Raw genomic sequence first — 13248 nt, 5'->3', positions numbered from 1 at the left:
GGGCCTCGCTCTCCACGCTCCAGCAGTGAGGCGGAGAACAGGAGGAGCAGGAGGGCGGCGTGGCGCATGGACGGAGGGAAACTCTACCTTGCACCCTTCATTGCGCGACGCGTAGATTGCCCGGCGCTCTCATGGCCCGGGAAAAGGACAACATCGCGCTCTCCGACGAGCACAACACTCGTGGAATCGAGCTGGCGGACCGGGGTTGGCTGGACGAGGCCATCAAGGAGTTCAAGAAGGCCATCGACCTGGACCCGAGCTCGGCGCACGCGCACGACAACCTGGCCACCGTCTACGCGGAGAAGAAGCTCTTCCGCGAGGCCCTCACCGAGTACCTCACCGCCCTGAAGCTGGAGCCGGAGAGCGCCACGGCGCACTACAACCTGGCCTGCTTCCTCTCCACGCACGCCGGGGAGATGGCGGTGGAGGAGTACAAGGAGGCCATCGAGTTGGATCCGGAGTACCCGGACGCGCACCTCAACCTGGGCCTCACGTACGCGGACCAGGGCCGGGTGGAAGAGGCGATGCGCGAGCTGCAGGCGGCCATCGAGCTGGACCCCCAGGACGCGTTCCCCCGGCACGAGCTGGCGGCGCTGATGATGGACGAGGGCGACTACCGCTCGGCGATTACGTTGTTGAAGGACGTGGTGCGGCTGGAGCCGGACAACTTCGAGGCGCAGCTGGATCTGGGCATCTGCTACGCGCAGAAGGGCTTCTACGCGGAGGCCGAGCGCGCGTATGAGCGGGCGCGCGCGCTGAACGCGGAGGACCTGCTGCTCAACTACAACCTGTCGGCGCTGTACGCCCTGTGGGGCAGGCCGAAGGACGCGGTGCAGTACCTGAAGGCGGCGCTCACGGCGGACCGTCAGAAGGTGATGGGGTGGCTGTCCACGGACCCCATGTTCGACGCGCTCAAGGGCGACGCCGACTTCGACGCCTTGTTCTGAGCCATGGGAATGGAATGGGTGTTCCTGGGGCTGGCGATCCTCCTGGTCTTCGCCAACGGCTTCTTCGTGGCGACCGAGTTCGCCATCGTGAAGATTCGCGCCACGCGCCTGCAGTCGCTCGTGGACGAGGGCACGCCGGGCGCCGCGCAGGCGCTGCGGATGGTGGAGAAGCTGGACGCGTACCTGTCCGCCACGCAGTTCGGAATCACGCTGGCCTCGCTGGGCCTGGGCTGGCTGGGTGAGCCCGCCTTCGCCAAGCTGCTGGAGCCCGTGCTGACGCAGCTGGTGCCCGAGGGCGCGAGCCCCACGCTGGCCCACACCGTGTCGGTGGTCATCGGTTTCAGCATCATCACCTTCCTGCACATCGTCCTGGGAGAGCTGGCGCCCAAGAGCCTGGCGATCCAGCGCGCGGAGGCGACCACGCTGGCCGTGGCGCTGCCGATGCGGGCATTCTACTTCCTCTTCTATCCCGCCATCATCCTGCTCAACGGGCTGGCCGCGTGGGTGTTGCGCGCCTTCGGCCTCCACTCGGTGGGGGAGTCGCACGAGGCGCACAGCGAGGATGAGCTGCGCGTCATCCTCCACAGCTCCGCGCAGGCGGGGGCGATTACGACGGCGCGCGCGGAGCTCCTGGAGCGCGCGCTGGAGATGGCGCAGAAGACGGCGCGGCAGGTGATGGTGCCGCGAAACCAGGTGAAGTTCCTGGACGTGGAGGAGCCGCTGGAGAAGTGCATCTCCGACGCGCGCGCCGCGGGGCACACGTGGCTGCCGGTGTGCCGGGGCAACCTGGACGAGGTGGAGGGCGTGGTGAACGCCAAGGACCTCTTCTTCCTCCTGTCGCGCGGCGAGCTGCGCAGCCTGGCGCAGGTGCAGCGGCCGGTGCTCTTCATCCCGGAGAACGCGACGCTGGAGCAACTGCTCGCGGAGTTCCGCCGCCGGCGCCGTCAGACGGCCCTGGTCGTGGATGAGCACGGCGGCACGTCGGGCCTCGTCACCATCTCCGACGTGGTGGCCGAAGTCGTCGGCGACGTGGCGGAGCTGGGCCGGCGGATGGATGAGGTCCGCTCGCTGCCGGGTGGGCGCTTCGAGCTTCCGGGCACGGCGCAGCTGGATGACCTGGAGGAGCGGCTCGACGTCACCTTCGACCTGGATGAGGACGAAGAGGGCGAGGTGACGACCATCGCCGGCTTCCTGATGGCGAAGCTGGGGCGCGTCCCGGAGAAGGGGGACTCGCTGCGGCTGGATATGTGGCGAATCCTGGTGGAGGAGGTGGACGGGCCCCGCGTCGTCCGCGTGACGGTGGAGCCCCAGTCCCGCGCCGCCGCGCCGCGCCCGACCACGGAGACGCCGTCGTCGTCGGGCCCGGGAGAGCCGCAGCAGGGCACCCCGGACGAGACACCGCCCGCTTCTTCGGGCGGAGAGTCCACGTAGCGTTGAAGTCCCGGGCGTCCGGGCTCCGCTCAGGGCGCCGAAGGCACCTTCTTGTCGGCCGCGGCCTTCTTCACGGGCCGCTTCGCGTTGCCGGAGGACTTGGCCTGCACGGGCTGGGGCCGCTCCACCTTGAGCAGCTCCAAATCAGTGCCCTCGGCCGTGGCCAGCTTGAGGATGCCCACGCCCGGGGCGAACCAGATGTGGCTCTCCATGGAGCGGCCCTCTGAGCCGGGGCGGCTGGCGCGCGCGGTGACGATGTTCTTCACCTTCAGCGCCTTGAAAGTGCCGGCCGCCACGGTGACTTCCTCCTCGCCCACGACGGTCGACTCCTTGTCGAACGTGGTGGCGATGATGGGCCGGATGCCGTTCGTCTTTCCCACGGGGGGCTGGAGCTTCACCGACAGGCTGTTCTTCCACGTGCCGCCAATCACCATGCTCGACAGCGCGGGAACCGCCATGCCTTCCGAACTGACGACTTGCACATCCATGCCGGACGCGGACAGGAGCGTGCCCTCCAGGCCGCCCAGGCCCGTGCTCATGCCCGCGGCGGTGCAGGTGGCCTCCGTCTCTCCCTGGCGGCCCTTGAGCTTCACGGCCACCTTGCCGCGCAGCCCCTCCGGCGTCGGCGTCACGTCGTGGGTGCTCAGCACCATCTCCGACGACCTGCCCGCCCGGTAGGTGAGCGTCAGCCCTTCTTCCAACGGGAAATACGGGTGGGGGCAGGCGGCCGGAGCGGCTTGCACCGCCTGCGTGTCAGACCGGGGTGTTACCTCCGGCGTAGGGGACGCTCCCAGAAGGAGCGTCAGGGCAAGAAAGGGCTGGTACGTACGCAACCTCCAGAAAAGTCAATGGGAAGGTAGGGTGGGGCGGCCAGGGCGCAAGTCCAAGAGAGGACCCTCCTGTCAGACTCCCGTCCTTTTGAAGGGCAAGCAGCCGAACGTATGGCCACGCGTGGCATGGTCACGCTTGATCGCCTGGATGGCGGCTGGTACTCCTGCTGATCGTTCCGAGGCCGATTTTTCGGCCTCGCGCTCACTTTTCACTTCGTATCTCGCGCTTCATCCAGGAGCCCGCTGGCATGCGTATCAAGCGGTTGGACATCACCGGCTTCAAGTCGTTCATGGAGCGCAGCGTCTTCACCTTCGACGAAGGCGTCACCGGCATCGTCGGCCCGAACGGCTGTGGAAAGTCCAACGTCGTGGACGCCATCCGCTGGGTGATGGGTGAGCAGAGCGCGAAGAACCTCCGTGGCCGCGGCATGGAGGACGTCATCTTCAACGGCTCGGAGAACAAGCCGCCTCTGTCCATGGCGGAGGTGTCGCTCACCTTCCTGGTGGATGACACGGACCAGCTGTCGCCCCAGTACCAGGGCTACTCGGAGATCACCGTCACGCGGCGCCTGTTCCGCAACGGGGACTCGGAGTACCTCATCAACAAGACGCTGTGCCGGCTCCTGGATATCACCGAGCTGTTCCTGGGCACGGGCGTGGGCACCAAGGCCTACTCCATCATCGAGCAGGGCCGCGTGGGCCTCATCGTCTCCAGCAAGCCGGAGGACCGGCGCCACCTGCTGGAGGAGGCCGCGGGCGTCACCAAGTACAAGGCCCGCCGCAAGGCCGCCGAGCGGAAGATGGAGGCCACCGAGGCCAACCTCCTGCGCGTGACGGACATCACCAGCGAGCTGGAGAAGCGGCTGGACGCGCTGTCCCGCCAGTCGAAGAAGGCGGAGAAGTACAAGAAGCTCAAGCAGCGCATGCGGGACATCGACCTGCACGCGGCCAGCCACCGCCACCTGGAGCTGCTGGCGGAGAAGCAGGTCCTCCAGTCGCGCCTGCAGAACCTGGGCTCCGAGGAGCGCGAGAGCCTGGACCGGGTGAAGGAGCTGGAGGAGGCCATCACCCGTCGCCGCGCGGAGCTGGACGCGGAGGCCGCCGCCCTCCAGACGCTGGCCGCGGAGGTGCACGCGCTGGAAAGCTCCGTGCAGCGCGACACGCAGGAGCTGGCCTACGGCCGCCGTGACTTCGACGAGACGAACAGCCGCGTGACGCAGGCCCGCGCGGAGCTGGACGGGCTGCTCGCGCGGCAGGCGGAGATGTCCGACGCCATGGCCGCCCGCGAGGCGGAGCTGTCCGGCATCGCCGGCTCGTGGAAGGAGGACGAGGTCGCGATGCAGGTGGCGCAGGAGGAGCTGCGCCGCGTCAACCACCTCCAGACGGAGGTCGCCCTGCGGCTGGAGCAGGAGCGCGCCGGGCTGGTGGCGGTGGCCTCCCGGCTGGCCAACCACGAGAGCAACCTGGTCAACCTGGCCCGCCAGCGCACGGACCTGGAGGCGCGCCGGGCCCGGCTCCAGGCGGAGCTGGACGGGCTGCGCGCGCAGGAGACGGAGCTGGAGTCGGTGCGCGGCGACGTGGCGAAGCGGGTGGAGGACACCCGGCACCTCGCCGCGGAGCTGGCCGAGCGCAAGGGGCAGGAGGAGGACGCCCTCTCCCGCACCCGGGCGACCTTCACGGAGAACGAAGTCCAGGTCATCGCCCTGCGCGAGGAGCTGAGCGACAAGCGCAGCCGCCTGTCGTCCCTGGAGGACATCCAGAAGAACTACGACGGGTTCGACCGGGGCGTGCGCGCCGTCATGATGCGCGCCGGCACGGTGGCCCGGGAGCAGGGCATCTTCGGCCTCGTGGCGGACGTGCTCACCGTCACCCAGCGCTACGAGCGCGCGGTGGAGGCCGCCCTGGGTGAGCGGCTCCAGCACGTCATCGTGGAGAGCCGCGACAAGGGCGTGGAGCTGGTGGAGTACCTCAAGGGCCACGCGGAGGGGCGAGGCAGCTTCCTGCCCGTGCCCATGCTGGACACGCTGCAGCCCGTGCTGGAGCCGGACTTCGAGCGCCCGGGCGTGCTGGCCCACGCGCTGCGCGAGGTGACGTGCGAGGAGGCCCTGGCGCCCGTGGTGCGGATGCTGCTGGGCGACGTGGTCATCGTCCAGGACCTGGCGTCGGCGCGCGCGTACTCGGAGGCCGGTGGCCCGCAGTGCACGCTCGTCACGCAGGAGGGCGAGGTCTTCCGCGCGGACGGGACGATTGTCGGCGGTGAGCGCGAGGGCGCGGCGGTGGGCGCGCTCCAGAAGAAGCGCGAAATCGCGGAGCTGGCCACCGAGGTGGCCCGGGTGGAGGAGCGCTACAACGAAATCCTCACCCGGCACTACACGCTCCAGAAGCAGATGGGGCACACCGAGGGCGTCCTCAAGGGGCTGGCGAAGAACCAGCACGCCGAGGAGGTCAACCTCGCCAGCCAGGAGAAGGACCTCCACAAAGCCGGTGAGGACCTGGCGAAGGTGCGCGAGCGCCTGCGGGCCCAGGAGCAGGAGGACGGGCAGCTGGGGCAGAGCCACATGGCGCTGGCCAACGAGGAGGAGACGAGCCGGGGCGAGGTGGCCCATGGCCAGACGGACCGGGAGGCGCGCGAGGAGCGCGTCCGGCAGCTCTCCTCCGAGCAGGAGTCCCTGCGCCAGCGCTCGGAGACGGCCAACGGCGAGCTGACGGGGCTGCGCATCAAGGTCGCCGCCGGCAGCGAGCGTGGCGAGTCCGCGCGCAAGGAGCTCGACAGCCTGGTGACGCAGCGCCGGGAGATGGAGACGCGCGTGGCGCGCCTCCAGGCGACGCTGGCCGAGGGTGGCTCGCGCACCGAGGAGCTGGCGCGGCGCACGGCGGAGACGGAAGCGGGGCTGGCCCAGCGCGTGGAAGAGCACCGCGTGGCCGCGGAGGGCCTGGAGGCGCGGCGCACCGCGCACACCACGGCCTCCACGGAGGTGCGGGAGCAGGACGCCCAGTTCCGCGAGCTGCGCGGCCGGGTGGAGGAGCTGATGCAGGGGCTGTCGCAGATTTCGCTGCGCGAGCGCGAGATTGCCCTGGAGCTGGAGCACCTGTCGGCCGGCATCCGCGAGCGGCACCAGGTGGACCTGGCGCTGGAGCTGCACCGCTACCACCTCCTGCCTTCACTGGCCCCGGAGACGGAGGCCGAGCTCAAGGACTTGCGCGCCCAGGTGGAGAAGATGGGGGAGATCAACCTCACCGCCATCGACGAGCACGCGGAGCTGTCCAAGCGCTTCGACTTCCTCATCGCGCAGAAGAAGGACCTCCAGTCCTCCATGGAGCAGCTGCGCGAGGCGATTACTCGCATCGACGCCACCAGCCGCGAGCGCTTCAAGCAGACCTTCGACGTGGTGAACGAGAAGTTCCAGGCCATCTTCCCCCGCCTGTTCGGCGGCGGGCGGGCCAGCCTGGTCCTCACCAACGACGGGCCCAACGGCGAGCCGGGCGTGGAAATCGTCGCCCAGCCGCCGGGCAAGAAGCTCCAGAGCGTCAACCTGCTCTCCGGTGGCGAGAAGGCCCTCACCGCCGTGGCCCTCATCTTCGGCATCTTCCTCATCAAGCCCACGCCCTTCTGCCTCCTGGACGAGGTCGACGCGCCGCTGGATGAGGGCAACGTGGGCCGCTACAACGACATGGTGAAGGAGATGAGCAGCCAGTCGCAGTTCATCCTCATCACCCACAACAAGCGGACCATGGAGGTCTCCAACACCCTCTACGGTGTCACCATGGAGGAGCCGGGCATCTCCAAGCTCGTCAGCGTGCGCATCAGCGAGGCCAGCGCGGCCAACGACGACAAGATCAGCGCGTAGTCGTCCTCACGACGCTGGAAACACAGAAGGCGCGGGTCCCGGAAGTTCGGGTCCCGCGCCTTCGTGCGTTTCAGCCCTGCTGGGGGACTGCTACTTGCCCTTGTAGGTCTTCTTCGGGCACGCCTTCTGGTCCGCGTCCGCGCGGGCCTGGGCGGCCGTCAGGTCCTTCTGGGTGTTGGTCAGCGCCGCCTGGCTGGCCGTCTCCACCGGCGTCCAACCCTCGGCGTCCGTCGTCTTCAGCTCCTGCACCAGCGCCACGGAGGCCTGGTCCACGGCCTGCTGGGCCTCCAGCGCCTTCACCCAGCCCTGCGCGGCCTCCACCAGCGCGTTGCACTTGCCGGCCAGCTCGTCGAACAGCTTGTAGTCCTTGGTCTTCTGGTACTTGGCCACCACGGCCTCGAACGACTCGGCGGCCGCCGCGCGGGAACCGAAGGCGATGGCCGCGTCCGCGGCGCGCTGGTTGCGGACGACCTCGAGCTGGAAGAAGCGCAGCTGGGGAGGCAGCGCGTTGGCGGCCTCGGTGGCACCCGAGTTGAAGTGGACGAAGCGGTGCGGGTAGCTCAGCTTGTCCGTGGCAAGCTTCGCGGGCACGGCGACGACTTTCGTCTTGAGGCACGCGGCGAGCTGGTCACCCTCGGTGCTGCCGGAGGCGTCGAACGTCACCTCGGCGACGGGCTGGCCCTTGGTGAGCGTCACGTGGGACGTCAGCACCGGAGGCGTCTGCTCCTTGAAGTTGGCGTAGCAGTCGCACCAGCCCTGCTGGGCCAGGCGCACGGCGCCGGAGAAGTCCGAGCCGTCGTTGACGCCGAACTTCACCGTGGCGCTGGCCGAGGTGTCGTGTTCGAAGGTCGCCGTGGACTCCAGCGGCTGGGCGCCCTTGGTCAGGGGCTTCGGCTTGACGAGCTTGTCCACCACGGCCTGGATGCACTGCGTGCCCGCGGGGGTGAGGTTCTCCCCGGTGACTGCGTGCGTGCCGCCCGCGTCCGTCACGGTGGTCTTCACCGAGGCGACCGTCTTCTCGGCGGGGCCCCGGTTCTCCGGGGACACGAGACACTCCAGCACTTCCGGCCGGGTGGTGAGCATGGCGCCCACCAGCACGCCCTGGTTGGAGGCCGGCAGGGTCAGCTCGCGCGGGAAGCAGGTGGCCACGTCGAACGCGGGCTGGTTGCCAATGCGCACTCGCTCCTCGGTGGTCAGCGGCTTGGCGGCCGCGTCGGCGCTCTCGGCGGGCTTCTGCTGACCGGCGCAGGCGGCGGTGAAGACGACGGAGGCTACGACGAGACGACGCAACATGCGGTTGTTCTCCCTGGGGTGGAACTGCAAGGGGGCTTTCACTTCTCCAGGCCCTCGGCGTTCTTGAGGTCCTTGAGGCGAAGGCCGTTCTTCTTGAGCAGGCGGTAGAGGCTCTGCATGGACAGCCCGGTGCGCTGCTCGGCGGCCTTCATGTCGAAGCCCACCTCGCGCATCACCTCGGCGAAGTACAGGCGCTCGAAGTCGGCCAGCACCCTGTCCTTCGCCTCGTGGTACGGCATGCCGGTGACGAGCGTGGCCACGTGGGTGCCGGGCGGCTGTCCGTCCGGGCGGCGCGACGGCTGGGCGAGGAAGTCCAGCCAGCTGGTGTTGCCCGTCTCCTCCATCAGCGCGCCGCGCTCCAGCACGTTGCGCAGCTCGCGCACGTTGCCCGGCCAGTCGTAGCCCTCGAAGAGCGCGAGCGTCTGGGGCGTCAGCGTCACGCTGGCGCGCAGCGTCTGGGACAGGGCCTGCGCCAGCGAGGGCAGGTCCTCGCGGCGGGTGCGCAGGGGCGGCAGGCGCACGCGCGCGACGGCGAGGCGGAAGTACAGGTCCGCGCGGAAGCGGCCCTGGCGCACGTCCTCCTCCAGGTTGCGGTGCGTGGAGGCGATGACGCGCACGTCCACCGGCACCGGCTGGCCGTCCAGCGAGGGCACCTCGCGCGCGTCCAGCACGCGCAACAGCTTGCCCTGCACCATCAGCGGCAGCTCGCCCACTTCATCCAGGAAGAGGGTGCCTCCCCGGGCGGCCTCGAAGACGCCGCGCGCCTCCCTGTCCTCCGGGTCGCTCGCGCGCAGGCCGCCGAACAGCTCCCGCTCCGCCTTCTCCTCGGAGATGAGGTTGCAGTCGACCACCTTGAAGGGGCCGTGACGCCGCGACGAGTGCTGATGCACCGCGCGCGCCGCCAGCTCCTTGCCGGTGCCCGTCTCGCCTTCGATGAGCAGGCTCATGTCCTCGCGGGCCACGCGCCGCAGCTCCGTGAAGACCCAGCGCATCTTCTCCGAGGAGCCCACCAGCGCGCCGAAGGATTCGGCCCCCGCCAGCTCCACCTCGGTGGGCTTCGCGGCCACCTTCACGGCCAGCTTCGTCTTGCCGAGCTCCACCTTGTCGCCGCGCCCCAGGTACGCCTGGAGCACCTGACGCCCGTCGAGGAAGGTTCCGTTGCGGCTGCCGGTGTCGCGCAAGAGCAGACCGCGCGGCGTGCGCTCCACCTCGAGGTGGCGGCGGCTCACCGTGGTGTCCGTCAACACCAGGTCACTCGCGGGGTCCGAGCCCACCCGTACCAAGCCATCCTGGGTGGTCACCTTCTTTCCCTTGTCGGGGCCGGACACCACCTCCACGGTCCACTCGTGAATGGGGATGCGGGTGGTGCGGCCTTCTTCTTTGTCCGTCTGGGTGGTCTGGGTGACCTCGGGCCTGGGTTCCATCATGGGTCCTCTTTAGGTGCGAGGGGACCGGGCGGGCAAGCCCGACGCACCATCTGCTCGTGCCCCATCAGCCCAGGGCAACGAGAGTGGAAGATTCTTCCTGGAGGGCTGTTGCACGCGAGCCTCCCTCGGAAGAAGGAAGACCCCGAGCGCGGAGCCCGGAGCCGGGGAGACAGCGGTGAGTCGTTGGCGGGTTCTCGGCGGTGCACATGCACGTGGCCCCAGTACGCCATGGACGTCTGGGGCCGGCGTGCTCGGCTTCGTCGGGAACTGTCCACCAGCGCACGTTCGTCGCCGTGCAAGCGCGGTGTCGCGCGACTGGAGCAAGGCCCTCGGGCGCTCTCCGGCCGCACGTGCGCCGGAAGTCGTCGTCCAGGGTGGGAAGGGCCGCTCGAGAAGCTCACGGCCGGCATCCAAGACGAACACCCCGCGCGAATCCAGCGTCACGCGCGGACCAAGCCCAATCAGTACGTCGAGGGCGAGTCGCTGGCGGGGAAGGACTCCTTGGAAAGCTCGTCGACCAGGTCGTCCGAGCTGGTTCCTCCGGACTTCACCCCGGCGTTGCTCTGGTCCCGGTACACGGGCCCCTTCGTGGAAGGCTTGCCCGAGCCCGCGCCGCGCTTGCGACCGGTGGACGTATCCGTGTCCGGAGCCTTCCGCGGCGAGCCCAGTCGCGCGCCCAGGAGGTTCTTCGCCCGCTCCGCCAGGTGACGCTGCTCTTCCCGCCAGTCGCGGAAGAACTGAGCCAGCTCCGGGTCTCCCGCTCGCTCCGCGTCCTGGATGAACTGCTCCGCCGTCGAGGCGCCCTTGAGCAGGTGGTACAGCGTGCTGATGACGTTGTCGTGCGCGTCTTCACCTGCCATTGCCGCCTCCCGAGAAAGGGTGGTCCGCCATGGCGGTAAGGTAGGCACGGCGCGGCGAGCGGCCCCGTGAAGGGCGCTCGCCCGCCTGCTTGCGACTCAGGCCTGGAGCATGGGCTCCAGCTTGCCTTCCTTGTCGAGCTGGGCCAGGTCCGAGTACCCGCCGACGTGCGTCTCGCCGATGAAGATTTGGGGCACGGTGCGCTGGCCTCCGCTCATCTCCACCAGCTTCTCGCGCGCCTCGTCGTCTCCGGTGACGTCCAGCTCCTGGTAGTCCACGCCCTTGCGCTTGAGCAGGTCCTTCGCGCGGACGCAAAAGCCACAGTAGTTCGTGGTGTAGATCTTCACGGGCTTCACGGTGTCTCCTCCTTCATTCCCAACGTAAGGGCGTGGCCTTCCGCGCGCCACCGGGCGCATGAAAGCACGACGGCCCCCGGCTCCCTGAGAGGAACCGGAGGCCGCCTGTGGTGCGTCCACCCCGGACGACAAGCCCGGGGTGGGGGGGCGACTACATGCCCATGCCGCCCATACCGCCCATGCCGCCCATGCCGCCACCGCCGGCGGGGGCGTCCTTCTCGTCCTTCGGACGCTCGGCCACCATCGCCTCGGTGGTCAGCATCAGGGACGCCACGGACGCGGAGTTCTGCAGCGCCGTGCGGCTCACCTTGGCCGGGTCGATGACGCCCGCGGCCAGCAGGTCCTCGTACGCACCCGTCGCGGCGTTGAAGCCGAACGAGCCCGTGCCTTCCTTGACCTTGTTGACGATGACGCTGCCCTCGAGGCCGCCGTTGCCGACGATCTGGCGCAGGGGCTCCTCGACGGCGCGGCGGATGATGTCCACGCCGAACTTCTCACCCTCGGCGAACGTCTGACCCTCCAGCGCCTTGAGGCACCGGATGTAGGCCACGCCACCGCCAGGAACCACGCCCTCCTCGACGGCCGCGCGGGTCGCGTTGAGCGCGTCCTCCACGCGGGCCTTCTTCTCCTTCATCTCCGTCTCGGTGGCCGCGCCGACGTTGATGACGGCCACGCCGCCCACGAGCTTCGCCAGACGCTCCTGGAGCTTCTCGCGGTCGTAGTCGCTGGTGGTCTCCTCGACCTGGGCGCGGATCTGCTTCACGCGCGCCTCGATCTCCGGCTGGCTGCCCGCGCCGTCGACGACGGTGGTGTTGTCCTTGTCGACCGTGACGCGCTTGGCCTTGCCCAGGTCCTGCAGGGTCAGCGTGTCCAGCTTGATGCCCAGGTCCTCGGCGATCATCCGGCCGCCCGTCAGGGTGGCGATGTCCTCGAGGATGGCCTTGCGGCGGTCGCCGAAGCCCGGCGCCTTCACCGCGCACACGTTCAGCACGCCGCGGATCTTGTTCACCACCAGGGTGGCCAGGGCCTCGCCCTCGACCTCCTCGGCGATGATGAGCAGGGGCTTACCGGCGCGAGCGACCTGCTCCAGGATGGGCAGGAGGTCCTTCATCGAGGAGATCTTCTTCTCGTGGATGAGGATGAGCGCGTCGTTCAGCACCGCCTCCATCCGCTCCGGGTCCGTCACGAAGTACGGAGACAGGTAGCCGCGGTCGAACTGCATGCCTTCGACGACGTCCAGCGTCGTCTCCAGGCCCTTGGCCTCCTCCACCGTGATGACGCCCTCCTTGCCGACCTTCTCCATCGCGTCCGCGATGATCTGGCCGATGGTGGCGTCGCCGTTGGCGGAGATGGTGCCGACCTGGGCAATCTCCTTCTTGTCCTTGGTGGGCTTCGCGAGCTTCTTCAGCTCCGCGACGATGACCGCGACGGCCTTGTCGATGCCGCGCTTGATGTCCATCGGGTTGTGCCCGGCGGCCACCAGCTTCGCGCCCTCGCGGAAGATGGCCTGCGCCAGCACCGTGGCGGTGGTGGTGCCGTCACCGGCGACGTCGGAGGTCTTGGACGCGACCTCCTTCACCATCTGCGCGCCCATGTTCTCGAACTTGTTCTCCAGTTCGATTTCCTTCGCCACCGTCACACCGTCCTTGGTGATGGTGGGGGAGCCGAAGCTCTTCTCGATGACGACGTTACGGCCCTTGGGGCCGAGGGTCACCTTGACCGCGTCGGCCAGGATGTTGACGCCACGGAGGATGGCCTCGCGGGCGCGTACGTCGAAAAGCAGGTCCTTCGCCATGATGGGGATTCCTTAAAGTGAAGGGGTGGGGGATGCCGGATTAGGACTCGATGATCCCGAGCACATCCTCCTCGCGGAGGATGAGGTGCTCCTCGCCGTCGAGCTTGATCTCGGTCCCGGCGTACTTGCTGAAGAGGATGGTGTCGCCGGCCTTGATGTCGAGAGGACGCACCTTGCCGTCCTCCTGCACCTTGCCGTTGCCGACGGCGATGACCTTGCCCTCGAGGGGCTTCTCCTTCGCCGTGTCCGGGATGAAGAGGCCGCCCTTGGTCTTGTTCTCCTCGGCGACCCGCTTGACGATGAGCCGATCCTGCAGGGGACGAATCTTCATGGTCTGCTCCTTGATGGGCGCCTCCGTCCGGGAGCTCCGGGCGGCTCTTGGCACCACTGGGGGTTGAAAAGGGCCGTGACGACCCGCGGCATTTAGCACTCGCACCTCGCGAGTGCTAACGCCTAGGCGCGG

At 68.8% G+C, this 13248-nt stretch carries 10 protein-coding genes; 3 read left to right on the top strand and 7 right to left on the bottom strand.

The window, feature by feature from the left end:
* Positions 1 to 131: 131 nt before the first annotated feature.
* Positions 132 to 947, top strand: a complete 816-nt coding sequence (locus HUW62_RS20920) for a lipopolysaccharide assembly protein LapB (RefSeq protein ID WP_141644800.1) — start codon at positions 132 to 134, stop codon at positions 945 to 947.
* Between the two features lie 3 nt (positions 948 to 950).
* A complete protein-coding gene (locus HUW62_RS20915; RefSeq protein WP_176435410.1) occupies positions 951 to 2378 on the top strand; it encodes a hemolysin family protein in 1428 nt (475 codons plus the stop codon).
* A gap of 29 nt (positions 2379 to 2407) precedes the next feature.
* Here HUW62_RS20915 and HUW62_RS20910 read toward each other — a convergent pair whose 3' ends face one another.
* The gene (locus HUW62_RS20910) at positions 2408 to 3121 is read right to left on the bottom strand and encodes a hypothetical protein (RefSeq protein WP_240356112.1); all 714 of its coding nucleotides are present in this window, start codon (positions 3119 to 3121) and stop codon (positions 2408 to 2410) included.
* A gap of 335 nt (positions 3122 to 3456) precedes the next feature.
* Here HUW62_RS20910 and smc point away from each other — a divergent pair, with 335 nt between their 5' ends.
* Complete coding sequence (gene smc / locus HUW62_RS20905) at positions 3457 to 7056, top strand: chromosome segregation protein SMC (RefSeq protein ID WP_176435409.1); 3600 nt, start codon at positions 3457 to 3459, stop codon at positions 7054 to 7056.
* A gap of 90 nt (positions 7057 to 7146) precedes the next feature.
* Here smc and HUW62_RS20900 read toward each other — a convergent pair whose 3' ends face one another.
* The 6 genes from HUW62_RS20900 to groES form a co-directional block, all read right to left on the bottom strand.
* The gene (locus tag HUW62_RS20900; RefSeq protein ID WP_176435408.1) at positions 7147 to 8349 is read right to left on the bottom strand and encodes a hypothetical protein; all 1203 of its coding nucleotides are present in this window, start codon (positions 8347 to 8349) and stop codon (positions 7147 to 7149) included.
* Between the two features lie 38 nt (positions 8350 to 8387).
* A complete protein-coding gene (locus tag HUW62_RS20895; protein ID WP_163862805.1) occupies positions 8388 to 9773 on the bottom strand; it encodes a sigma 54-dependent Fis family transcriptional regulator in 1386 nt (461 codons plus the stop codon).
* Between the two features lie 464 nt (positions 9774 to 10237).
* Positions 10238 to 10636, bottom strand: coding sequence for a hypothetical protein (locus tag HUW62_RS20890; RefSeq protein ID WP_163862582.1), 399 nt, complete (start codon positions 10634 to 10636; stop codon positions 10238 to 10240).
* A 96-nt stretch (positions 10637 to 10732) separates the two neighbouring features.
* Positions 10733 to 10990 carry a glutaredoxin 3 gene (gene grxC, locus HUW62_RS20885; protein WP_163862585.1) on the bottom strand — a complete coding sequence of 86 codons (258 nt, stop codon included), beginning with the start codon at positions 10988 to 10990 and terminating at the stop codon, positions 10733 to 10735.
* Positions 10991 to 11141: 151 nt separating this feature from the next.
* Positions 11142 to 12785 (bottom strand): chaperonin GroEL, encoded by a 1644-nt coding sequence (groL, locus tag HUW62_RS20880; protein ID WP_163862588.1) that lies wholly within the window; start codon positions 12783 to 12785, stop codon positions 11142 to 11144.
* A 40-nt stretch (positions 12786 to 12825) separates the two neighbouring features.
* A complete protein-coding gene (gene groES, locus HUW62_RS20875; RefSeq protein ID WP_163862591.1) occupies positions 12826 to 13116 on the bottom strand; it encodes a co-chaperone GroES in 291 nt (96 codons plus the stop codon).
* Between the last annotated feature and the right edge of the window lie 132 nt (positions 13117 to 13248).

Origin of the sequence: Myxococcus sp. AM011, from assembly GCF_013372595.1 — a bacterium.
In the GTDB taxonomy this organism is placed as follows: Bacteria; Myxococcota; Myxococcia; order Myxococcales; family Myxococcaceae; genus Myxococcus; species Myxococcus eversor.
The sequence above is the reverse complement of the archived record's forward strand: the minus strand, read 5'-3'. Positions and strand labels throughout refer to the sequence as shown.

Bases quoted from the DNA above. Each gene is read 5' to 3' on its own strand.
- HUW62_RS20920 (WP_141644800.1), top strand. From the start codon at position 132: ATGGCCCGGGAAAAGGACAACATCGCGCTCTCCGACGAGCACAACACT.
- HUW62_RS20915 (WP_176435410.1), top strand. From the start codon at position 951: ATGGGAATGGAATGGGTGTTCCTGGGGCTGGCGATCCTCCTGGTCTTC.
- smc (WP_176435409.1), top strand. From the start codon at position 3,457: ATGCGTATCAAGCGGTTGGACATCACCGGCTTCAAGTCGTTCATGGAG.
- HUW62_RS20900 (WP_176435408.1), bottom strand. From the start codon at position 8,349: ATGTTGCGTCGTCTCGTCGTAGCCTCCGTCGTCTTCACCGCCGCCTGC.
- HUW62_RS20895 (WP_163862805.1), bottom strand. From the start codon at position 9,773: ATGGAACCCAGGCCCGAGGTCACCCAGACCACCCAGACGGACAAAGAA.
- HUW62_RS20890 (WP_163862582.1), bottom strand. From the start codon at position 10,636: ATGGCAGGTGAAGACGCGCACGACAACGTCATCAGCACGCTGTACCAC.
- groL (WP_163862588.1), bottom strand. From the start codon at position 12,785: ATGGCGAAGGACCTGCTTTTCGACGTACGCGCCCGCGAGGCCATCCTC.
- groES (WP_163862591.1), bottom strand. From the start codon at position 13,116: ATGAAGATTCGTCCCCTGCAGGATCGGCTCATCGTCAAGCGGGTCGCC.